Annotated in this window: 20 protein-coding genes and 3 tRNA genes; 18 read left to right on the plus strand and 5 right to left on the minus strand. The window is 43.0% G+C overall.

The window, feature by feature from the left end; translation table 11 throughout:
* Positions 1-401: 401 nt before the first annotated feature.
* From IPZ60_RS13660 to IPZ60_RS13675, 4 genes are all read left to right on the plus strand, one after another.
* Positions 402-2,336 carry an AAA family ATPase gene (locus IPZ60_RS13660; RefSeq protein ID WP_194198279.1) on the plus strand — a complete coding sequence of 645 codons (1,935 nt, stop codon included), beginning with the start codon at positions 402-404 and terminating at the stop codon, positions 2,334-2,336.
* A 182-nt stretch (positions 2,337-2,518) separates the two neighbouring features.
* A complete protein-coding gene (locus tag IPZ60_RS13665; protein WP_227669378.1) occupies positions 2,519-3,685 on the plus strand; it encodes a type I glyceraldehyde-3-phosphate dehydrogenase in 1,167 nt (388 codons plus the stop codon).
* 182 nt (positions 3,686-3,867) lie between these two features.
* Positions 3,868-3,958: transfer RNA gene (locus IPZ60_RS13670), tRNA-Ser, on the plus strand.
* An 83-nt stretch (positions 3,959-4,041) separates the two neighbouring features.
* Positions 4,042-4,132 (plus strand) — tRNA-Ser (locus IPZ60_RS13675).
* A 288-nt stretch (positions 4,133-4,420) separates the two neighbouring features.
* Here IPZ60_RS13675 and IPZ60_RS13680 read toward each other — a convergent pair.
* The 3 genes from IPZ60_RS13680 to IPZ60_RS13690 form a co-directional block, all read right to left on the minus strand.
* Positions 4,421-5,155 carry a hypothetical protein gene (locus IPZ60_RS13680; RefSeq protein WP_227669379.1) on the minus strand — a complete coding sequence of 245 codons (735 nt, stop codon included), beginning with the start codon at positions 5,153-5,155 and terminating at the stop codon, positions 4,421-4,423.
* Between the two features lie 435 nt (positions 5,156-5,590).
* Positions 5,591-5,944, minus strand: coding sequence for a CopG family transcriptional regulator (locus IPZ60_RS13685; protein ID WP_110924297.1), 354 nt, complete (start codon positions 5,942-5,944; stop codon positions 5,591-5,593).
* A 190-nt stretch (positions 5,945-6,134) separates the two neighbouring features.
* Positions 6,135-6,210 (minus strand) — tRNA-Asn (locus IPZ60_RS13690).
* Between the two features lie 540 nt (positions 6,211-6,750).
* Between IPZ60_RS13690 and IPZ60_RS13695 the strand changes: the two genes are divergently transcribed.
* The 13 genes from IPZ60_RS13695 (at position 6,751) to IPZ60_RS13755 (ending at position 21,151) form a co-directional block, all read left to right on the plus strand.
* The gene (locus IPZ60_RS13695) at positions 6,751-7,095 is read left to right on the plus strand and encodes a multidrug efflux SMR transporter (protein WP_194198280.1); all 345 of its coding nucleotides are present in this window, start codon (positions 6,751-6,753) and stop codon (positions 7,093-7,095) included.
* 1 nt (position 7,096) lies between these two features.
* The gene (locus tag IPZ60_RS13700; protein ID WP_194198281.1) at positions 7,097-7,672 is read left to right on the plus strand and encodes a TetR/AcrR family transcriptional regulator; all 576 of its coding nucleotides are present in this window, start codon (positions 7,097-7,099) and stop codon (positions 7,670-7,672) included.
* A gap of 202 nt (positions 7,673-7,874) precedes the next feature.
* Positions 7,875-9,389, plus strand: a complete 1,515-nt coding sequence (gene betB, locus IPZ60_RS13705) for a betaine-aldehyde dehydrogenase (RefSeq protein WP_227669380.1) — start codon at positions 7,875-7,877, stop codon at positions 9,387-9,389.
* A gap of 116 nt (positions 9,390-9,505) precedes the next feature.
* Positions 9,506-11,203: a choline dehydrogenase gene (gene betA / locus IPZ60_RS13710; protein WP_194198282.1), complete on the plus strand. Its 1,698-nt coding sequence runs from the start codon at positions 9,506-9,508 to the stop codon at positions 11,201-11,203.
* 349 nt (positions 11,204-11,552) lie between these two features.
* Complete coding sequence (gene betT, locus IPZ60_RS13715; RefSeq protein ID WP_194198283.1) at positions 11,553-13,598, plus strand: choline BCCT transporter BetT; 2,046 nt, start codon at positions 11,553-11,555, stop codon at positions 13,596-13,598.
* 196 nt (positions 13,599-13,794) lie between these two features.
* Positions 13,795-14,283, plus strand: coding sequence for a M48 family metallopeptidase (locus IPZ60_RS13720; protein ID WP_194198284.1), 489 nt, complete (start codon positions 13,795-13,797; stop codon positions 14,281-14,283).
* 417 nt (positions 14,284-14,700) lie between these two features.
* The gene (locus IPZ60_RS13725) at positions 14,701-15,123 is read left to right on the plus strand and encodes a tetratricopeptide repeat protein (RefSeq protein ID WP_194198285.1); all 423 of its coding nucleotides are present in this window, start codon (positions 14,701-14,703) and stop codon (positions 15,121-15,123) included.
* Between the two features lie 68 nt (positions 15,124-15,191).
* Positions 15,192-16,325, plus strand: a complete 1,134-nt coding sequence (locus IPZ60_RS13730; protein WP_194198286.1) for an FAD-dependent oxidoreductase — start codon at positions 15,192-15,194, stop codon at positions 16,323-16,325.
* A gap of 8 nt (positions 16,326-16,333) precedes the next feature.
* Complete coding sequence (locus IPZ60_RS13735) at positions 16,334-17,281, plus strand: DMT family transporter (RefSeq protein WP_194198287.1); 948 nt, start codon at positions 16,334-16,336, stop codon at positions 17,279-17,281.
* Between the two features lie 182 nt (positions 17,282-17,463).
* Positions 17,464-19,224, plus strand: coding sequence for a potassium transporter TrkG (locus IPZ60_RS13740; RefSeq protein ID WP_194198288.1), 1,761 nt, complete (start codon positions 17,464-17,466; stop codon positions 19,222-19,224).
* 69 nt (positions 19,225-19,293) lie between these two features.
* Positions 19,294-19,998: a TrkA family potassium uptake protein gene (locus tag IPZ60_RS13745; protein ID WP_194198289.1), complete on the plus strand. Its 705-nt coding sequence runs from the start codon at positions 19,294-19,296 to the stop codon at positions 19,996-19,998.
* A gap of 54 nt (positions 19,999-20,052) precedes the next feature.
* The gene (locus IPZ60_RS13750; protein ID WP_194198290.1) at positions 20,053-20,595 is read left to right on the plus strand and encodes a DUF3124 domain-containing protein; all 543 of its coding nucleotides are present in this window, start codon (positions 20,053-20,055) and stop codon (positions 20,593-20,595) included.
* Between the two features lie 142 nt (positions 20,596-20,737).
* Positions 20,738-21,151: a PaaI family thioesterase gene (locus IPZ60_RS13755; protein WP_194198291.1), complete on the plus strand. Its 414-nt coding sequence runs from the start codon at positions 20,738-20,740 to the stop codon at positions 21,149-21,151.
* Between the two features lie 76 nt (positions 21,152-21,227).
* Here the strand turns inward: IPZ60_RS13755 and IPZ60_RS13760 are convergent, their stop codons facing one another.
* The gene (locus IPZ60_RS13760; RefSeq protein WP_194198292.1) at positions 21,228-21,545 is read right to left on the minus strand and encodes a hypothetical protein; all 318 of its coding nucleotides are present in this window, start codon (positions 21,543-21,545) and stop codon (positions 21,228-21,230) included.
* Positions 21,546-21,674: 129 nt separating this feature from the next.
* Positions 21,675-22,031: a hypothetical protein gene (locus IPZ60_RS13765; RefSeq protein WP_194198293.1), complete on the minus strand. Its 357-nt coding sequence runs from the start codon at positions 22,029-22,031 to the stop codon at positions 21,675-21,677.
* A gap of 330 nt (positions 22,032-22,361) precedes the next feature.
* Between IPZ60_RS13765 and IPZ60_RS13770 the strand changes: the two genes are divergently transcribed.
* Entirely contained in the window at positions 22,362-23,579 is a 1,218-nt protein-coding gene (locus IPZ60_RS13770) for an acetamidase/formamidase family protein (protein WP_194198294.1), read from the plus strand.
* The last annotated feature ends 24 nt before the right edge of the window (positions 23,580-23,603 follow it).

The following is a 23,603-nucleotide window of genomic DNA, read 5'->3' on the forward strand; positions in this document are numbered from 1 at the left end:
GTCGTATTTTTCGCGGAATTGGACTTGGCTTTTTTCGGTATTTGGATAGGGATATAACATTAACTGCTCCTTGTTGTTTTATGTATGAGGCAAGTCATATATAAGCAATTATTTATTACATCATCGTGTAAAATAACTGCTTATCTCATCGCCACCGAATCTTCCTGATCAAGTTCTCACTTCATACTACTCAACTTTTGAGCAGAGTTATACTCACTTTTAATAATAACTAATGAATAGACTCATAAAATTTAGTTATGGAAAATGTGTCAGTTAAAAGGGTTCGTAAAGTGGATGTAGCTGTTATAATTATTGCCAATATTTTAGGCTACGGCATTTATAAATTTGCTGATGTCTGCTCTCTTTTCTTTTTCTTCTAAGTTATTGGTTGGTTTGAATATATGCGTCAATCTTCTGCTCTTGATATCCTAAAAACAGGTCAAAATGTCTTTTTGACTGGCTCAGCAGGTTCAGGTAAGACCTATACACTCAATCAATACATCGATTATCTACGTGCACGCCGTGTGCCTGTTGCGGTCACGGCCAGTACGGGGATTGCGGCCACGCATATGAATGGCACGACGATTCATAGCTGGTCAGGTATTGGTATCAAAGATGAGCTAAGCGACCGCGACTTGACCACGTTGTCACGCAAACAGTTTTTAGCAGATAGATTAAAGGACACGGCAGTACTCATCATTGATGAGATATCGATGCTGCATGCCAAGCAGATTAATTTGGTGAGTCAGGTACTCAAACATATTCGCAAAAATGATAAAGCATTTGGCGGTATTCAGGTCGTGGTGGCAGGGGACTTTTTTCAGTTACCACCGATAGGTAGCAAAGGCGAGAGCAACCGTGAGAAGTTTGCTTTTATGTCTGAGGCGTGGCTCGATGCCAAGTTTCATATTTGTTACTTGTCTGAGCAGCATCGACAAGTGAGTGAGGCGGCCAACGGTGGTCTTGATTTGGACGATATTTTGAACCAAATTCGTCGTCAAGAAGTCACCTTTGACGCGATTGCTGCGCTAGAAGCTACCTTTGACCAAAACGTCGATATCAAGCGCACCCGTCTGTATACGCATAATCTCAACGTCAATAAAATCAATGATAAAGAATTGGCGGCATTATCTGGTGAGATGATGCGCTTTGAGGCAACGTCTACGGGTGATAGTAAGCTGGTTGAAACACTCAAAAAGACAGTACGCACCCAAGATGATTTAGTGCTCAAAGTTGGCTCAAAGGTGATGTTTATCAAAAACAACACCGAGCTTGGTGTCTCTAACGGTACGATGGGTGAGCTGATAGGTTTTGCTGCGGTGAAAGTCGACGATAGCAAAGATACCAGTGATGCTTTGATTGAAGATGACGATGTCGACAGCACTGCCGACAGTGAGGAAGCGTCTGCCAAAAGTACAAAGAGTAAAACCAAAAAAGACAAAGAAAAACCAAAAGCCAAAAAACCAACGACACAGAGAATGCCTGTCGTTAGGCTCAATTCAGGGCGTGAAGTTATCGCTGAGCCTGAAGAGTGGATCATCGAAGATGAAACAGGTGAAGTACTAGCAAGCTATGAGCAAGTACCGCTTTGTCTGGCATGGGCGATTACTATTCACAAGTCACAAGGTATGACACTGGACGCTGCTGAGATAGATTTGTCGCGTACCTTTGAGTTAGGACAAGGCTATGTAGCCTTATCAAGGCTCAAGTCGCTAGCAGGTTTGCAGTTGCTGGGCATGAACGACATGAGCCTGCAGCTAGATCCATTAGCTCGTGGTGCAGACAAGCGGTTTCTAGTGTTATCTGAGGAAGCTGATGCCAATTATGCGATGCTCGATGAAGAGAGTATGACGCAGGCACATGAGAAGTTCGTTCTAAAATCAGGTGGCACCCTGAGTAAGACAGTGATTGATGGTTATGCCAATCTACAAAAGAAACGCCGCGAGCAACAGCAGGCGCAGCTAGATAAAAAGCAAAAAATGGGCAATCAAGTATCTGATAAGTCAGACAGTACATTGCTAGCGACCAGAATACTATTAGAAGAGAGTCTGTCTATTGCAGAAATCTCTCAAGCCCGTCAGCTGTCACAATCCACCATCATGCGCCATATTGGCGAGTTAAAATCTCAAGACCCAAGCTTGGCTTGTGATCATCTGCGTCCAGAAGATGAGGTGATGACAGCCGTTGGTAATGCCTATGTGGTGATTAAAGTTGCCAATAATCCGAACGATTTTAATGATGATGGTAGTATTAAGCTACGTCCGATATTTGACCATCTTAAACAAAGCATTGACTACAATACCATTCGATTGGCACTTATCTTTATAACACCTTAGCGCTTGTTAAACATTCGACTATGGTAATCATCAGTGACTAATTGCGTGCCTCTTGTGAATGGGCAACATGCCCTAATATTGAACCTATTGTTAAAACCATTAAAGCGCATGGTTTTTGTTCCATTGTAGTGCTGAAATTGCAGTGCTCAATTTTATATCTCTCTTTATAGCGATAACTTGTTATGCCTGATTTTTCTAGCGCCACCTATCAATTGACGTCTGACCCTGTCGTAGCAGCGCTTTATGCCACTGGTGAGCACATACAGCCATTGAGAGTGGCTATTAATGGTTTTGGGCGTATAGGACGCAATGTATTGCGCGCATTGCTAGAGCGCTTTGAAGTGTTAGGTCGGGCGATTCATGTGGTGGCGATTAATGATTTAGCGCCAGCGGATATCTTGCTGCATTTATTAAAGTTTGATAGTACACATGGGCGCTTGAGTCGACTGGGCGTGAGTGCCGAGATTGTAGAGAGTGGTGCCGACGATACTAGCAAGACTCAGCTCTGTCTGACGAAGAGTAATCTAACCTACTGTATCAATATGCTGTCGGAGGCAGATCCGAAAAATCTGCCTTGGGAAGCGTTAGGTGTTGATGTGGTATTAGAGTGTACAGGTCATTTCCGCTCTTATGAGCAATCTCAGCTGCATAGAGCGGCTGGCGCGCAGCAAGTGATTATTGGTGCAGCGCCCTTTGACGATGTGGATGCTTGTATCGTTATGGGTGTCAATACGGACGAGTTAACGCGTGAGCTTCCGATTATTTCAAGTGTTTCTTGTACCACGCAGGCATTGGTGCCCTTGATTGCGACCCTCGATACTGCATTTGGTGTCAAATCAGCCATGATGACCGAGATTCACGCGGTCACGGCCGACCAAACGGTACTCGATCAGGCGCATCGAGATCCGAGACGCGCAAGGGCTTCTGGTTATAATATTATTCCGACCACGTCTAGCAGTATCGCAGCGACAGAGCGGGTGCTGCCGTCGATGATAGGCAAAATAAATGGGCACTCAATACGTGTACCAACCATCGATGTTGCCGCCATTGACGTGACTTTTGTGTTTGATGCGCCTAACGTGAGTGTCGATGATATTCGTGACGTGCTGAAGTTGGCTAGCCAAGGTAATTTGATTGATATTATGGCTTATACCGAGGAACCATTGGTCTCAAGTGATTTTATCCATCAAACAGAGTCGCTTATCATCGATGGGCAGCAGTTGATGCAAGTGGGCGAGCAATATAAGGTTTTTGCTTGGTATGATAATGAATGGGGTTATGCCAACAGACTGCTAGATATGTGCCTACATCTGGCATCTAATAAAAAACCTATAGTTAACCCCCTATAAATATAGTCAATTTTTTATAAAATAGTGACAGCGTTAATCTCGCTTGAATTATGATATATACATCTGCACTCAGTGGCCTTGACTCTCTTTTAAACGGAATCAACGATAGCATCAAAATAATTTAAATTCGTTAAATTAATTGCTTGCATTCTCAGGTTATATCGCTATAATAGTCCACCAATGGAGACGTGGCAGAGTGGTTGAATGCACCGGTCTTGAAAACCGACAAGGGTTCGTAGCCCTTCGAGAGTTCGAATCTCTCCGTCTCCTCCAAATTCGAAAGCCGCAATCATTAATAATGATTGCGGCTTTTTTTGTTGCATTTTTATTTTATATCGTTATAATGATGCACCTATGGAGACGTGGCAGAGTGGTTGAATGCACCGGTCTTGAAAACCGACAAGGGTTTGTAGCCCTTCGAGAGTTCGAATCTCTCCGTCTCCTCCAAATTCGAAAAAGCCCCAATCAGCAATGATCGGGGCTTTTTTTTATGTTCTTTTCCAATGGCTTTTTTCAATAATGTGGCAATGAACTAACTTGTAATTAACTAGGGCGTGTCATCAATTAGATTGTGAGGCTTAAAATGAGAAAAATTGTAGATAAACAAGGAAGGAATTGCCGTTAATATGAACATATTGACAAAATTACTGACGATGTTTAGCAAAATTTAGCCATTTTAAGGCCACTAAATGTATTAATGTGCTAATTGATAACACGCCCTAGCAATGACATCATTTATTTCATTAGCGACTCATCAAACTCCACGGTTTGTCCATCCTCTAACGTTAAAACACCTTCGCTAATCATGATAGTCATATCCTTGGTGTTTTTTATGGCACGCATGACGTTGATGTCTTCTATACTGCTCTCAATGATGATTTTGCCAGACTGCTCTGGTTGAATGGGCGGATCAAACGGTGTCGAGGGCACGTTGAATCTTTTGCCTTTCGTCAGCTGCGCGTCTTGCATGATTAGCGTCCCTCTAAAGCTTTGAATAGCGACCTGACCGTGGTTTGATAGCATGAACTGTAGTTTTACTTGGTTTAAGCTATCGTCGTCGCTGGTCTTGACTGGCAGCAAGGCAATAGGATAGTTCTGTGCGTTAGCGGTTGCTGCTTGCTGACCCTTGATAATAGGGCTTTTCTTACCGGTAGGATTGTTTGGATGTAAGCGCTCGTATTCACGCTGCTGTATGAGGGCTTGTTTGATAGTGGTACGTGGCATCGCGCCTGACTCATAAGCACCGCTTAGCTTCATTCGTAACATATAGCGGCTAAGGACTTGTTGATCAGCCTTGGGTAGTTGCTCAAAGGTAGTACCGAGCTCTTTTTGCCACTGGTCTGAATTGGTCGGTATTGTTTTTTTGTTTGGATCGGTTTGTGGCTGTGAGCACGCAGAAACGACTGGCAGCACTGCCAAAGCAACCGCTAGTAACAATGCTTTGTCTAAACGCTGATATAAACCCATCATCGTACACCTCCTTGTAAATCCCTATGAAAAATAAAGAGCGATAATATAGTCACGTTTATATAAATCTGCTACATCGTCATCTTCGCTTGGTTTTTTGATATCGACATTATATTGAACCGACTATAGTGGTCTTTTTATTAATATACCTCGTTTGAAGATTGCTTGTGTTTAGTTATCGCTAAAGGCTGTATGGAAATAAAATAGGTATGTTATTACGTTCGTGACAGAAGCAAAGGGTAGGAGTAGTGTTGGTCAAAGCGAATGATAGTAAGAAATCGCAAAGGATATGGTTATGATGCCCATAAAAAAGACTGAGTGCGATTAGGCGGACTCAGTCTTTTTTTATTAAAAGCCGTAAAAGCTGACGGTTAATAATGGTTTTGAATGATTGTTGTTATTCAATACCCATTGGCATGTTGCTTTTAATGCAGCTGGCTAATTATTCGTTTGGTCATTAGCTTGGTCGTTTTCTTGTAGCTCAGACAATGAGTGAGTAATATTATTATTATGCGTCACAACAATAGCCTCATCAATAATATGCTGGCTAACACCGCGCTTACGTAGTGTTTCGATAAAAACTTCATCATGGGCTAACGTATAATCCTGATGATCACGATCAAGGCCCTGACGAATATATAGGCGGATAAGACCTTGGATACGTTTAAAACCTAAATCCGACGACGTCGCTTCTAGTAGCGAAATCATTTCTTCAGACAGGCGAATGCTGACTGGGCGCATGATTTTTTGTGGATGATCAGAAAATCTATTTTTTACACGTACAGGTATCATAATAAACCATTACTTTTAGTGAGTAGGAGTAAAGCGCTCAGACAAAAATTAACCCAATCAATACTTCACTTACCATACAACAAAAATGCACAAAAGAACACAGTAGCCATGCGAATATTGTGACCATCACATATATAAATGGCGACCATAAAAAAACCTTCATCAAGTAATGATGAAGGTTTTCAGTATATGGCTCTCCAACCTGGGCTCGAACCAGGGACACACGGATTAACAGTCCGTTGCTCTACCAACTGAGCTATTGGAGAATAGATGGTCATAACAGTAAGTTTAGTAAGCATTATATAAGAACAATTGCTTATCTTGTTTGCGTTATGTGGGGCGTATTTTAGCCAAGTCATCATAGGCTGTCAACCTTATTACGCCATTAATTATCAATATTGTTGTAATTAATTCAAAATAGCTCGTTATCGCCTGTTAAATGGGCAGTTCTGGTAGATAGGTGAGTCTCAAGTTGTTATTTATTGGCTCGGCCGTCGATAATTTTATTAAGTGCATCGACCAAAGAGAAAAGTGGTTCTGATAAGTAGTCGAAGTAACCTTGCATCCGTCTTTGCGCTTAGGTTTCAAGCCTATATTTGATTAGACAAATCGCCTATCTTTTTGAATATTAACGCAATACATACATCACTTGAAACAAAAAACTTATGAGTTAGCCCTTCACATTGCTAGAATATGTCTATAGAATACCGACCGTACGGTATCTTTAATACATGCTCAAACAATTTATTATGACCAATTGATATTGAATCGAGGAATATGCTTGATTCGAAAAAGGTATGTTAAATATGAGTCCTACCACTATTGCTTATGGTTATTTAGCCATTGCCATCATTTGTGAAGTGATCGGCACTACTTTTTTGATGAAGTCAGAGCAGTTCACGCGTTTGGTGCCGACGCTCATTATGGGTTTGCTTTATGTCATCTCATTTTATTTGTTGGCGCAGACCCTTAAGACCATACCGCTTGGTATTGCCTACGCGCTGTGGGGCGGACTCGGAATCGTACTGACATCGCTCGTTGGCTTGATATTTTTTAAGCAAAGCCTTGATACAGCGGCAGTGGTTGGTATTGCTATGATTGTAGGCGGTGTGATGGTGATGAATTTACTCTCTAATTCTGTGGTGCACTGATATGGAAATTGAAAACGCTCATAAACGTAAAAAACAACCAGAAGTTATTCGTCGCGCGCTGCTCGATCAGGCCGCACGAATAACGCTAGAGCAAGGGTTGTCGAAAGTCACTTTCCAAGCCGTGGCAGATGCAGTTGGGGTGACTAAAGGCGGCATCATGCATCATTTCGCTACTAAAAATGCGCTCATTCTTGAAGTGTTTCATGATGCGATGGCGAAGTTTGAGGCAGAGGTAGATAGCGCAATGGCAAAAGATCCAGTGCGTTATGGCTCTTTTACCCGTGCTTATATAGATGCCACCATCAGTCTAGGCGAAAAAGGGCAGGAAGAGTTTGACAGTCAAGCGACGCTATATGTATTGATGCTAGGCGATAGTGAGCTGCGTGAATTGTGGGCCAAGTGGGCAAATGAGCAATTACAAAAGCATGAAGCAACCGATAATACCGAGACATTGTGTATGGTGCGGTTGGTCGCTGATGGGATTTGGCTTTCTGACTTCTCAGGTATCAATATCTCGGATAAGAAATCGCTACGTGAGCGTCTAATAAAAATGACGCAACGTGGCTTTGATTCATAAGCATGATATAGCACGTTAATTAAAGTGCCGCACCCAAAGATTTATTAAAGAACAATTGATAATCGCATAACGACTTTTAACCACATAACGACTTGTCATCATATAACGATGCAACTTTTATTTTTAAAACTGAAACCATGACGAAATTATTCGGTAGGCGTGATTTTATAGCGCTTGTACCAGTCGTCGTAAGGAGCACTCCATGACAGCTACTCATACAAACTCAAATAATTTAACAGACATTATCGACTTAGAACAAATACAAACTGCTTATATCAATGGTCGTTATCTGGCTGTCGATGAGTCTTTGGCTACTTTTGAAGACATCAATCCAGCGACAGGTGAGTTGTTGGCTACCGTTCAACAAACGACCAATGAGCAAATCGACGAGGCTGTGAAAGCCGCACAAAAAGGTCAAAAAGTTTGGGCAGCATTGACAGCAGTTGAGCGTGGTCGAATCTTATCAAAGGCCGTTGAGATATTGCGCGAACGCAACGATGTATTGGCATTGCTCGAAACGAAAGACACAGGTAAAGCGTATTCTGAAACCAAGTATGTCGATATCGTTACAGGTGCTGATGTGGTTGAATATTATGCGGGTCTTGCACCAATGATTGAGGGTCGTCAGATTCCATTGCGTGATACCAGCTTTGTCTATACTCGCCGTGAGCCACTTGGCGTGGTCGCTGGTATTGGTGCATGGAACTATCCGATTCAAATCGCGATGTGGAAAGCAGCACCAGCATTGGCTGCGGGTAACGCGATGATCTTTAAGCCGTCAGAAGTGACACCGTTAACTGCATTGAAACTGGCAGAAATTTTGACAGAAGCAGGTTTACCAGATGGCGTGTTCAACGTCGTGCAAGGCAATTATAAAGTGGGTGAGGCCTTAACTCAGCATCCTGATATTGCCAAAGTCTCATTTACCGGTGGCGTACCGACGGGTAAAAAAGTCATGTCTAGCGCGGCATCATCGTCTCTGAAAGACGTGACGCTAGAGCTGGGTGGTAAGTCACCATTGATTATATTTGATGATGCAGATATCGATACGGCTGCTGACATCGCGATGATGGCGAACTTCTATAGTAGTGGTCAGGTATGTACCAATGGTACGCGCGTGTTCATTCCTAAAGCCATGCAAGCTAAGTTTGAGCAAGCGATTTTGACGCGTGTCGAGCGTATTAAACTGGGTGATCCGATGGATGAAAACATCAACATGGGCCCACTAGTCAGCTTCCCGCATATGGAAAGAGTACTTGGCTATATTGAGCAAGGTAAAGCCAGTGGTGCACGACTGCTAACAGGTGGTGACCGTGTGACAACAGGCGAATTGGCAAATGGCGCATTCGTCGCACCGACGGTATTCACTGATTGCACCGATGAGATGACTATCGTACGTGAAGAAATCTTTGGCCCAGTGATGTCGATATTGACTTATGAGACCGAAGAAGAAGTCATCCGCCGTGCCAATGATACCGAATATGGATTGGCAGCTGGGGTCGTGACTGCTGACTTGACCCGAGCACATCGAGTTATCGCTCAAATTGAAGCGGGTATCTGCTGGTTAAATACATGGGGCGAGTCAGCCGCTCAAATGCCAGTCGGCGGTTATAAGCATTCAGGTGTTGGCCGAGAAAACGGCATTGAAGCCCTTGAACACTATACGCAGACCAAATCTATCCAAGTAGAGTTGGGTAAGTTTGAATCAGTCTTTTAATTACTTTTATTGAGAAAAACGAAGCCAGTAAGGGTTATTCATTAGGTCTTATCTTTCCTTTTTAATTGGCCTTACTGATAGTAAATGATTTATTTTTCAATATTATGGAGCGTTTTATGACATCAACCACACCTGAGTATGATTACATCATCGTCGGCGCAGGCTCAGCAGGCAATGTGCTGGCCACGCGTTTGACCGAAGATGCCAACATTAAGGTGCTGCTACTAGAAGCGGGTCGTCCAGACCATCGCTTAGATTTTCGTACGCAGATGCCAGCAGCGCTCGCCATGCCGTTGCAAGGAACGACCTATAACTGGGGCTACAAGACAGATCCTGAACCGAATATGAATAACCGCGTCATGGACTGCGGTCGCGGTAAAGGACTTGGCGGCTCGTCACTGATTAACGGTATGTGTTATATCCGTGGTAACGCACTAGATTTTGATGATTGGTCTAAGATTAAAGGCCTAGAAGATTGGACGTATCTGGATTGCCTGCCTTATTTTAAAAAGTTAGAAAACCGCGATGCTGGCGAGAATGACTATCATGGTGTAGGTGGTCCTGTTGAGATGACGACCTCAAAACCAGGGGTCAATCCACTGTTTCAAGCGATGATTGAAGCGGGCGTGCAAGCTGGCTATCCAAGTACCGACGATTTAAACGGTTATCAGCAAGAAGGCTTTGGGCCAATGGATCGTTTCGTGACGCCTAATGGTCGCCGCGCTTCAACGGCTCGTGGTTATCTGGACCGTGCTAAGCCGCGCAGCAATATCACGATTTTGACGGGTGCATTGACCGATGTGATTTTGTTTGATGGTAAGCGTGCTATCGGTGTCAAAGTCGAGCATCAAGGTCAAACCAAGAACTTTCATGCCTCTCGTGAAGTGATTGTCTCATCTGGTGCGATTGCCTCACCACAATTATTGCAGCGCTCTGGTATTGGCCCTGGTCAGTGGCTAAAAGATTTAGGTGTCAATGAGATTCTGGATTTGCCAGGTGTGGGTAATAATCTGCAAGATCATTTAGAGCTGTATATGCAGTATGAATGTAAGCTGCCAGTGTCGATTGCGCCTTCCAATAAATGGTGGAATAAGCCCGCCATCGGTGCAGAGTGGTTATTCAATGGTACTGGACTGGGCGCGTCAAATCAGTTCGAAGGTGGCGGTTTTATTCGTACCGATGAAAAATTCACGCATCCTAATATTCAGTACCATTTCTTACCACTCGCGGTACGCTACGATGGCCGCAGTGCGGTTAAATCGCATAGTTTCCAAGCACATGTGGGCTCATTACGCTCGCCCAGTCGTGGCCGTGTCAAGCTGACTTCAAAAGATCCAAGCGCTCATCCAAGTATCTTGTTCAACTATATGTCTCATGATCAAGACTGGCAAGAGTTCCGTGCTGCTATGCGTATTACTCGTGAGATCATGCATCAGCCAGCGCTTGATCCGTATCGTGGTCGCTCGATCGCACCAACCGATGATCTAGTGACCGATGCGCAGTTGGATGAGTATGTCCGTAATCATAGCGAGACGGCTTATCATCCATCTTGTACTTGTGCGATGGGCGAAGGCAATGATTCGGTCGTCAATGGCGAAGGGCTAGTACATGGTATCGATGGCTTGCGTGTCGTTGATGCATCGATTATGCCAAATATCATCAGTGGCAATCTCAACGCAACGACCATTATGTTGGCAGAAAAAATCGTTGATAAGATGCGCGGCGTACGGCTACCACGTTCGACGGTAGATTATTTTACTGCTAATGGTGCGCCATTGAGAGCTGAGCCGATGCGGGCTTATGGTTCTGTTTAAATTCAATGCTAATAAATGGCTGTCTACATAGCGATATAAAACAGCTATATGACATAGCGTTTATGAAGAGTGTTAATAAATGATGTTGATAAGAAGGCCTTTTATATAAAGGTCTTTTTTATCCCCGCTACTGTTTTAGAAAATGAATGCCATTAAGATTGATTTTTAATGACTTGCCTTGTTGCTTAAATAATTACTGAAGTAGCCATTACTTGAGCAACAAATCTTTATTTATTGGTACTGCTTTGTGCGTCATGCGGTGATTTATATCTTGTATGACTATCAGTCATAAGATTATGACGGACAAAGCAATATCAGACCCTGTTTAATTTACCTATTGAGGTCTTTTATGTACAGCTCGCCATCAAATGATGCGGCAAAACCCCTGACTCTAAATAAGACGGTTTTTTTAGGCTCAGCTATTATTTCTATTTTATTGATAATTTGGACGATTGCGTTTCCAACTTATAGTGAGACATTGTTAAGTTCGAGCATGGCATGGATATCAGAGAGCTTTGGCTGGTATTACATGCTAGTGGTTGCCGCTTATAGTATATTTGCCTTGTTTGTTGGTTTTTCAAAGTACGGTGATATCAAGCTTGGGCAAGACCACGAAAAAGCACAATTTCCTTTCCTAGCGTGGGCGGCGATGCTGTTCTCCGCTGGTATCGGTATTGACTTATTATTCTTTGGTGCCTCTGAGCCTTTGATGCATTATTTGACACCGCATACTGGTTTAGAACCTGCCAGTGCGGAGGCTATGCGTGAGGCACTTGCGCAGACCTTTTTACATTGGGGACTACATGGCTGGGGTATTTACGCCCTAATCGGTATGGCATTGGCATACTTCGCTTATCGTAAAAACATGCCATTGGCACTACGTTCGCCATTGACGCCTATTTTTGGTGAGCGCTTAATCAAAGGCTGGTTGGGCGATGGTATTGATACCTTTGGTGTTGTTTGTACCTTGATGGGGATCGCCACCAGTTTGGGTATTGGGGTATTGCAGGCCAATGCTGGACTGACCCATGTGTTTGGTATTGAATCGAGCAAAACGGTTCAAACGATCATTATCATAGGTGTTGTCGCGGCGGCAGCGGTATCTGCGATGACAGGTGTGGAAAAAGGCGTACGTCGCCTCTCTGAATTCAACATGCTATCGTCGATATTGCTATTGATTGCCATATTAGTAATGGGTAATACGGTCTATCTGCTGAATACCTTTACTCAAAATATCGGACAGTATTTCCAAACCATTATTTTTAAAACCTTTGATGTTTATGCTTATGATGGTCAAGCTGGCGCTGACTGGAAATCAGGTTGGACGATATTTTTCTGGGCATGGTGGGTTGCTTGGGCACCGTTTGTAGGCCTGTTTATTGCACGTATTAGCCGTGGTCGCACGCTGCGTGAGTTTGTCTTTGGTGTGATGTTTATCCCGCTTGGCTTTATCTTTGCTTGGTTCTCTATCTTTGGTAATTCAGCGATAGATTTGGTTGCCAATGGTGCCACTGAGCTGGGTGAAATCGCGGTTAATGACGCAGCAATGGGCATGTTTGCCTTATTTGAATACTTTCCTTACAGCGATATTTTGTCATTCGCTGGTGTGATCATTGGACTTATCTTTTTTGTGACCTCAGCAGATTCAGGCGCGTTAGTACTCGCGAACTTGAGCTCACGTGGCATGACCAACGACACAGATGCCCCTGTTTGGTTGCGCTTGTTTTGGGCAGCGGCAACAGGCTTTATCACCTTAGGACTATTATTTGCAGGTGGCTTTGCCTCATTACAGTCAGTATCTGTGATTGCAGGTTTGCCGTTCTCGCTCATTCTCGTGCTCTATATGGTGTCGATGTGGAGGTCATTAAAAGAAGAAGGCAATAAGCGTAAAGCCAGTACAATCGGCACGGCTAATGTGTTGGACAGCGGGAAGAGCTGGAAAGCACGCTTGCAACGTATTGTCAGTTTCCCTAAACATGCACAAGTGGAACAGTTTTTACAAAATGTGGTCAGACCTGCCATGACGGAAGTTGAAAAAGAGTTTGCCGCAGGCGGTCTAAAAACGTCTTTGGATATCCGTAACCCTGCACATATCGGACAAGATATAGATGAAGGTATGGATGAGAGTAGCGGTCAAATAGATGGTCTAAAATTGCGAGTTGGACATGGCGATGAAGATGACTTTATTTATGAAGTTAACTTGATTAAAGCGGAGCGTCCTAACTTTACACTGAGCACCTCAACTAAGAATGCAGAGTACTATTATCGTGCAGAAGTGTTCTTAAGCGAAGGCTCGCAAGAGTATGACTTGGTTGGCTATTCCAAAGAGCAGGTATTGGTCGATATCTTAAATCAGTACGAGCGTCATTTACAGTATCTACATTTAGAGCGTTAATTCACTCATTAATATGCTCCAAATAGTTCAGTAAAAATCTTGTAAGAAACAACCCCATAAGTTGGATTCAACTTATGGGGTTTGTTTATGCCTCACAACCTAAATGATGACACGCTCTAATAAAGCGCACCAATATAAGGTAAAATTCATTTAGACCGCGTCGATACGTGGTAACGCATCAGTAAAGGATAGGTTCGTGACTACATTAAAGTACATCGCTCATTATTCTGAGCAAGTTCAAACCCAAGCCGCGCTACTTATTAGCGATGGTAACTTGGGCGCGTATCTAGAAAAAAAGTATCCTACTCAGCACCAAATAAAAAGTGATAAAGCTCTTTATCAGTATATCAATGATATTAAAAACCAGTATATGCGCAAAGTGGGACAGCTATCGAATGTCAGCTATAGCAGCAAGTTAAAAGTTCTTAAACATGCGCTAGGTATTCATACCACCCAGTCTCGCATACAAGGTAGTAAGCTCAAATCGCACAACAGCATCACGGTAGCCAGCTTGTTTCAAGAAGCGCCGCCTGAGTTTTTACGCATGATTGTCGTGCATGAGTTGGCGCATTTCAAAGAGCATGAGCATAACAAAGCGTTTTATCAATTATGCTGCCATATGGAGCCAGATTACCATCAGTTTGAGCTAGATACGCGGCTTTGGTTGCACTGGCGAGAGTTGTAACCTTAATATAGTCATTCCACTATAAAAGTATTACAGCGTTAACCTCGCTTGAAGTATCACATATACATCTACACTTGGTTGTCTTGTACTACTTTTAAATTGAATCGACTATAGTATGAATAGCAACCTTAATAACAGCCATATAAATATCGTGTCCTTTTCTGTGGCAATCATCTGAGCCGCTAGGGCGTGTCCGCAATTCAATTGATCATATCTAAACGGGCTAAAAATGGCTAAATTTTGCCAAACATCGTTAAATAGCTGGTTAATATCCCGATATTATCTACGCTATTTTCCTTGTTTGACTGCAATTTATCTCATTTTTATCACCATTTTTAAAATGAGGACACGCCCTAGAATTACGTTATAATCCTAACCAAATAATCTATACCCCAAGTCAATAAAAGGTTGTAAGCAATGATTAATACCAAAATATATAAATCTATTTATAAATTGGCAGAAGAGTTACTAGAGGCTGACCGTATTGGTAATCAAGAAGCATTTGATGCGTTTTATGCTGAGCTAAAAGCTATCTGTACGGATAACGAAAACACAGACAAAGATCATCCAGAGCAGTGGGAAACGCTTGCTGACTTTACAGAAGATTTGGACGAAGCACTGGTCATTTATGACAAAGCACTGGTCAAAGCCACGGCGATCAATTCAAAAGATCATCTGTCGTCGATTGCTTTTTCTATGGCGGTGTTACAGTTTGAGACAGGTAATAAAGAAGCGGCTATTCAAAGTCTACAAAACGCCAAAATTACGGCAAATAAGATTGAAGATAAAGAGTTTAAAGTTGAGATAGATGAGATGCTGACTAAGTTGTTGGGTGAGTAGTTTCACTTGAACAATTTTGATCGAGTAGTCCTGATTAAATGTACTTGATGAGATAGGACGTATTTGATATGCAAAACGTACCAGTGGTGATCGTCGGTGGCGGATTAAGCGGATTGTATGCTGCCTTCCTATTAGAACAAAAAGGCATTGACTATATACTGATAGAGGCTCGTGATAGATTGGGCGGGCGTATCACTGTTGCCAAATCATCAGTAGCTCAGAATGCTAGCAGTCAAAGTATTAATCGTGAGAAATCAAACGACAGTTTTGATTTAGGGCCGTCGTGGTTTTGGCCAGAGTATCAGCTGCAGTTGAGCAGTCTTATCGAGGCATTAGGTTTACCACGTTTCGCTCAGTTCGAAGAGGGGGATATGATGGTAGAACGTGGTGCTAGTGAGTTGCCTATTCGTGCACAAGGTTATCAGAGCTCGCCACCATCTATGCGCCTCGTGGGTGGAATGACGGCGCTAACTGATGCTTTATACGCTCGCTTGGATGCCAAGCGTATCGTAACGGGACAGATAGTAAGGCGCTTAACCAAGACTGGTCAGCATATTAAAATAGACAGTGAGTATGGCTCTGAACATATCAATGCTGGTCAAATAATCACTTATCAAGCGCAGCATTTATTACTTGCGCTACCACCAAGGTTGGCGGTTAGTAATATCGTATTTGAACCTGCTTTACCGCAAGATTTATCGATAGAGTGGCAAGAAACAGCCACTTGGATGGCACCACATGCCAAGTATGTGGCAGTTTATGATTCGCCCTTTTGGCGAGATAACGGTCTTTCGGGTGCAGCAAGAAGTGCGATAGGGCCGCTTACTGAGATTCACGATGCTTCATTGGTAGAGGGAGAAGGTGCCGTGTTTGGTTTCTTTGGTATTCCTACGCACGTGCGCCAAAGCGTTTCAGAGATGGAACTGAAATCACAGTGCCGCGCGCAGATGGTACGTCTATTTGGTGTACAAGCAAACAAACCAAAGGCTGAATATATCAAAGACTGGTCTCAAGATGTATTTACCGCGACGGCTGCCGATGTCACTGGTACGGGTCAGCATGCTGTAGCCCCGCCATCAAAACCAAAGACAGGCGAGTGGCAGGACTTTCTAACAGGTTGCGGTAGTGAGTGGTCAGAGGCGTTCCCTGGTTATATCGCTGGTGCTATTGACGCGGCAAGCAAAGCGGTACAAAGCTTATAGGATCGTTGATGAGTGAGCCTACGGAACAGCAAATATCTCGCAACAGAAACACATGGCTGATTCCTTTCGCTTGCTTGTTGACTGGCGGTGCACTCACTGGTATCTCGACCAATTTGGCGAAATATGCAGGCGACATAGGTCTGACGCCATTAGCCTTTCTGTTTTGGTCCATCGCTGGTGCGGCCTTTATTTTATCAATTGTTGCACTAGCAAGGCATGAGTCAATGCCTTTGAGCACGCGTAGCTTTGAGTATTACTTTATCGCTGCACTGGTCAGCGTTGCAGGTTCCAACTTGCTGCTGTTTTCCGCTATTCCTCATGTCGGGGCAGGTTTCGTTGCGCTGACTATCTCGCTACCACCACTTCTTACCTACCTTGGGGCATTAACCTTACGCATAGAAAAATTCAACATCATCCGTGCTACTGGCGTGGCTACCGCACTAATTGGGGCTGGAGTATTGGCTGTGCATAAATTCTCTGCACCAGATGCCAGTACTTTTTGGATATTAATAGCGCTTTGTGGTCCTGTCTTACTCGCCATTGGCAATATATATCGCACACTACGTTGGCCTGATAAGGCATCTCCTAGCGCACTTGCTCCAGGTATGCTGATTGCGGCGGCATTCCTGCTAGGCTTATTCAGTATGATGTCTGATTTTTCTATCGATATACCACGAGAAGGGCTGTTGCCATTAGGTTTAATAGCTATCCAATCTTGTGTGTTTGCTGGTCAGTTTTTGTTGTTATTTCTGCTACAAAAAACAGGCGGACCAGTGTTATTGAGTTTGTTAGGCTCGGTAGGGGCCATTGTCGGTGTACCTGTCGCTATATTTTTGCAAGGAGAGCAGCCACCAGAAGGCCTGTTCTTAGGTGCTTCTTTAATTGCTATTGGTGTAGCATTGGTGACATGGGGCGGTGTGAAAATGGCGACCGTAACAGAAAATAAAATTCAATAAATGCGTATTAAGCGACAGAGCTATTAGCGCCTCTATGTCCTTGCGAGCCTTCCTTCACCTGCTTTGATTATCAGTACCTGCGATGACTCAATAATTGGTTACGATTAACTTAAATCACTTTTTGTAGATACGATAAAAAAGGAGTATAAGTATCGTGGTTATCGTTGTCATGGACTCAGGCTATGAATGCAGCCACGCGTTATCGCTTATTAAACAATTTTACGATTCTCATTAGTGTCATCGGGGTAGCGATTGCCTTGTTAGATAGTGGTTTTACACTACCGACGTGGCTACAACAAGTTTTCCATCTTTTTTATCTAGTGATTATCTTTTTAAGTTTTATAGTGACTGCTGGTCGCTATATCTACACAAAAAAGCCGCTAACTTTTAACAAAGTCGCCGTCTTCGACACACTGACCAGCATCGCAATTATCATTCTATTAACCGCGCATTTCACAGACCTAGTGCGCTCGGGATTGTCCGCTGCGGTTGATGGATTTGTTGCAATCAAAATAGCCGTGTTTGTCACATTTATCCGTGAAATCTCCGATCATAATTTTAATCTCAATCGTACCTTTCTGCACCCCGCACAGTTTTTCATTTTGAGCTTTCTCGTAGTGATATTGGTAGGGGCGCTACTACTGATGATGCCCAATGCGACGACGCAGCCGCTGTCTTTTATTGACGCGTTATTTACCGCGACCAGTGCAGTTTGCGTGACAGGGCTTATCGTCGTGGATACGGCGACCTATTTTACGACTTTCGGTCAAGTTATCATCATGGGGCTGATACAAATCGGTGGCTTGGGTATTTTGACCTTTGTGACCTATTTTAGTTACTTTTTTAAAGGCGGTGTCAGTTATGAGACGCAAGCAAGCATCAGCGAGATGTCTTACATGCGCGGTATGGGTAATGTGGTGTCGACACTCAAGTCTATCTTGTATATCACATTTGCCGTCGAGGCAGTAGCGGCTACTCTGATTTATATCAGTATTTATGACATACCCGATATGGATTGGCCTGAGCAGCTATTCTTTTCTGTCTTTCACGCGATTTCTGCTTTTTGTAATGCTGGGTTTTCGACATTTAGTGCTGGCTTGTATGATGACTCGCTTCGCTTTAATTATCCGCTACAGCTGATCCTTGCGATGACATTTATCTTCGGTGGTATGGGCTTTACCATCGTGGTCAATGTCCTACGGTATTTGCGTCATCGTGCTCAGCGGCTGATATATCCTCATGACCAACGCTACATTTATCAGCCTTGGCTACTCAATATTAATAGCCGCATTACTTTGATTACCACAGGTGCGTTATTACTGGTCGGTCTGATCGGCGTGATGATATTTGAATACAATAACGTGCTCGCTGAGCATACCAGTTTTTTTGGGAAGCTAGTAACAGGGTTCTTTACTGCTGCTACCCCGCGTACCGCAGGATTCAACGTCGTTGATATGGGTGATCTCACGTTTCCGACCGTGATGCTGACGATATTTCTGATGTGGATTGGTGCCTCGCCAAACTCGACAGGTGGTGGTATTAAGACCAGTACCTTTGCGATTGCGCTATTAAATACATTGAGTCTGGCACGTGGGCAGACCAAGATAGAGGTATTCAAACGGGAGATTGCTGAGATTTCTGTACGCCGCGCATTTTCTATTATGTGGCTGTCGCTACTCGTCATCGGTACGGGTGTGACACTCATCAGTTATGATCAGCCAGAGCTTGATTTGATTAAAGTAGTGTTTGAGTGTTTTTCAGCTTATAGCACGGTGGGGCTGAGTTTGAACTTGACGGCAGACTTATCAGATTTTAGTAAAGTGGTGGTTTCGGCCATTATGTTTGTTGGGCGTGTCAGTATGCTAACGATATTTATTGCGCTGCTCAAAAATATGCGCCAACGCAATTATCGCTATCCCACTGAAGAGATTACGATTAACTAATTCATAAAGAACAGACGGGTTCGCTTTTAAAAAATAGCAAAAAAATACTAGAAGAAGGTCATTAAGATTATGAGATATATCATCGTAGGGCTAGGAAATTTTGGCGCATCGCTGGGTTCGGCGTTGACCAGTCAAGGCCATGAAGTGATTGCCATTGATAGTAGCATGCAAAGGGTAGAAGCCTATAAAGAAGTCATCTCACATACCCTCTGTATGGATGCCACCGACGAGTATGCCGTTAGCGGATTACCAATCGTTGATACCGATATCGTCATTGTGGCGATTGGGGAAGACCAAGGCGCAAATGTCATGGCAACAGCGCTATTTAAAACGTTAAAAGCCAAACGTCTGATAAGCCGTAGTATTAATCCGTTGCACGAAAAAGTCCTACAAGCTATTGGTGTTGATGATTTGATTCATCCTGAAAAAGAAGCGGCGAACCGCTGGGCCAAAAGACTGTCGCTACGCTACTTTGTCGATTCGTTTGAGTTGAGCGATAATTTCAGCATGGTAGAGATTAAGATTCCAAACGTTCTAATAGGTAGTACCGTTGATGAGTTACAGTTGGAGCAAAGGTTTAATATCCGATTGCTTAGTACCATGCGCTATGAGTATTATGAAGACAGCTTTGGTCGTACGCAGAGTAAGCCTAGTATTAAAGGGTTGGCGACGCCTGAGCAAGTATTGCAAGACCACGATGTATTGGTCATTTATGGCGCCAACAAACACATCAACCAGTTCTTACGTAGTGTGGGTGTAAAAATAAAGGTATAAAATCAAATAGTGGTTTGCCAATCGCAGTGATACTGAGGCCACAAGGAAATTATTATGAATAAGCGCAGAATATCTGTTCTATTGATCGCCGTAATGGCACTGCTATCAGGTTGTGATCAGTCCGCACAAGACCCGAATGTTCTTCTGTCCGAGCATCAACAAGACCCGATTGAACAGTTAGAAATTACATCAGACGTAGATCGCAGTCAGTTTGGTTATAAACAAACCTTTTATGTGCCGATTTATTCTGATATTTATACCGATAGAGATGCTCGTAAAGTACTACTGTCGGCGACGTTGAGCGTGCGTAATACGACGTTCAAAAAATCACTGTATATCAATAAAATTGATTATTACGATACGGACGGTGCGCTGGTAAAATCATATCTCAACAAACCTATTGAGCTACCAGCGATGGCCACGCTCAATTATATCGTCGAAAAAGAAGAGGATAAAGGCGGCTCAGGTGCCAACTTTATTATCGAAGTCGAAGGAATAGATGAAACGGTTAAACCAGTTATCGAAGCCGTTATGATTGGTAACTTTAGCAATAAAGGATTTGCGTTTAGTACGGAAGGCACGCCAGTGACAAATTGATATATGTATAAGTAGTGCGGGATTTGAATCACTAAAAGAGCGAAGTAGCATATGCTGAAGACTCTTTCACCTTGTCGCCTAGCAACAACTACATAAACATATCAGGCAAAACAAAAAGGACCGTTCAATTCAAGGAAGAATTATGTCTGCAACTAAAGAAGAAATCAGTGCCTTTCTGGCATTAGAGTTTCCACAAACTAAATGTGTCGTCGAGGCAGTTAGTGAAAAAGGCGCGATCTTATCGCATGATATTGGTATAAATGAGCTGCGCCCTGGTGGCACAGTCTCTGGCCCCGTTATGATGGCCGTTGCTGATGTCGCCATCTATGTCGCGATACTCGGAAGAATAGGCATCGTCCCACTTACCGTGACGACGAGTTTGACCATTAACTTTTTGCGTAAACCATCTGCGGATGCCCGTATTATCGCCGAGTGTACTTTAATGAAAGTAGGGCGCACGCTGATAGTAGGCGAGGTGTCTCTTTATTCAGAAGGCTCTGATGATGTCGTAGCCCACGTAGTCGGCACCTATTCGGTACCGCCCAAACGTACTTAGCCATTTTTAACCCATTTAGATTACTATCGATTGAATTGAGGATACGCCCTAATCACTTATGACTTCTAAGAGGTTTTTAGTCATGTAGTATATCGGTGTTGTGTTTTTCAAGATCTCTAAATTGCTTGCTTTCTCTAATCAACGTTGAAAATTTCGATTTATTACTAAAAGCAGTGAGATGTTCGTTCTCTCTCTTCAAACTGCCTTCTTTGGATAACGCTTTTTTAATCAATGCTGTTTCAGTGCTAGACGTGGTTTCAGATAACTCTGTCTGAAAAAACTCTGAGCCCATTGGCATGATAGCAACCGCAGAAGTCACAGGCATTATGGTCGACCCAAATACGGCTAAGCCCAGTAGTAACTGCTGATTGGTACGAGTCAGTTTGTATTTCATGATAAAACTCCTTTTACACAGAAAATAGGCTACTACGATGCTAGCAGGATATAGCGTAACCAGTATTAGAGCGTGATATCGGATGTCTGTTAAAGACATTTGATAGCACAGTCGAGATTTTTTTCTTAATTAAGACTTATGGTTTTTGTCGTATTCACTGTCTTTCGATTTATGGTCAGATGTTACGTTTTTAGACTTGCTAGGTTGTTGTTGTGCTGTAGATTTTTTTGGCGTGACAGCTTTAGTTTTTACCGTCTGCTTTTTATTATTAGCCTGCTTGGTGTTTTTAGTCTCTTTGGTAATTTTTTCTTGTTGTTTAACAGTTTTTGGGTTTGAGGTTTTATTTTTTTGTTCATGCGTGTCATCTTTATGGTTCTGCTTATGAACAGTCTGCTTTGATGAGTCGTTTAAAGCAGCACTGGCTGGCGCTATCATGGCAAAGCAAGTAGAGGCGGCTAACATTAAACTGATTACTGTTTTTTTCATTGTTGTTATTTCCTATTGAGATAAAAAAAGTGGCAACGCGTTACACGTTCGATAGAGGAGATGATAACCGATTGCAATGTTACGTATATTTATGAAACTTGAAGAAAGGTAACGATTTGCTTTAGAAGACCTAATAGTGGTGCAGATATTTATGCACTAAAACCATTCTTTTTATAAAGGAGAGCACCTCACTGGAGCAGTAAATTGTATCAAAACGGTGCTTTTTCTACTCAAATTAAGCGATAAGACTGATTTTTTTATGGCATGGAACTTGCGCTACCTTAGATGCAAAACATTGTTGTTATGTTTCATTTATCAAGGGTAGATTCTATGTTTAAAAATACAGTTCTTTCATTATTCGTTCTCAGTGCACTTGGCGTATCATCCGCTCAGGCAGAAGACTTCACTGTGCTTAAGCAGATATCAGATAAACCCACGCAGCTAACAAATGGCGAATATAAAGGGAATTACTACGTACCTTCGACTCTAGATACGATAACGTGGGGATATTTGCCGAATAAAGATGCCAAACCTATTATGTCCGTGGCCTCTGGTAGCGTGGTAACGTTTGATACAGTCTCGCATGAAGGCTTGCTCGAAGATCAGGGACGTGATGCTGCCAAATACTTTAAGTCCAAAGGGGTCAAAGATGACTTTATCTTGGATGAAGCAAAGAAAATCACCCAGTCCAACTTAGACCATGATTTTGATAAAGATGGTCCGCATATTGTGACAGGACCGATTGAAATTAAAGGTGCACAACCGGGCGATATTCTAAAAGTAGAAGTCATCAAAGTTGAGCCGCGAGTACCTTATGGCGTCATCTCTAATCGTCATGGTAAAGGTGCTTTAGCAGGAGAGTTTCCAAAAATCCCAAAACAAGCCAATGCTTCCGCTGCTCATCCTGAGCGTTATGGCAATGTGTCCGTGTTTACACCGATAGAAAAAAATGCCAAAGGCGACTATGAGGGTGTGCTAAAGACTGACTCTGGCAAATCTATCCGTTTTCCACTTGAGCCGTTTATGGGTCTGATGGGTGTCGCAGCCAATACCTCAGAAAAAGTACACTCTGTACCACCTGCTATGTATGGCGGCAATATCGATATCAACGAATTGGGTGCAGGTTCAACCGTTTACTATCCTGTACAAGTCGCTGGTGCATTGTTTTACACAGGTGACAGTCACTTTGCACAAGGCGATGGTGAGGTTGCGTTAACAGCACTTGAAGCCTCTGCGCGTGCCACGTTCAAATTTACCTTATTAAAAGCTGGCAAGGATAAAATCCCTGGTAAAGAAATTATTCAACCTTTGGCAGAGAATGCGGAGTTTTGGATCACGCCAGGGCTAGATGAAGATCTAGATGAAGCAATGAAAAAATCTACCCGTGAAGCCATTCGCTTTTTAAACCAAGAGTACGATATTGATGAAGCGACCGCTTATGCTTACCTCAGTGCGGCTACAGATTTTGAAGTATCACAGGTCGTGGATAAAACCAAAGGCATCCACGCTAAAATTCGTAAAGCAGATTTTAAAGAGTTCGATAAGTAATTTGATAAATGACAGTAAGGTTAT

Origin of the sequence: Psychrobacter sp. NG25, from assembly GCF_015234355.1 — a bacterium.
Classification (GTDB): Bacteria; Pseudomonadota; Gammaproteobacteria; order Pseudomonadales; family Moraxellaceae; genus Psychrobacter.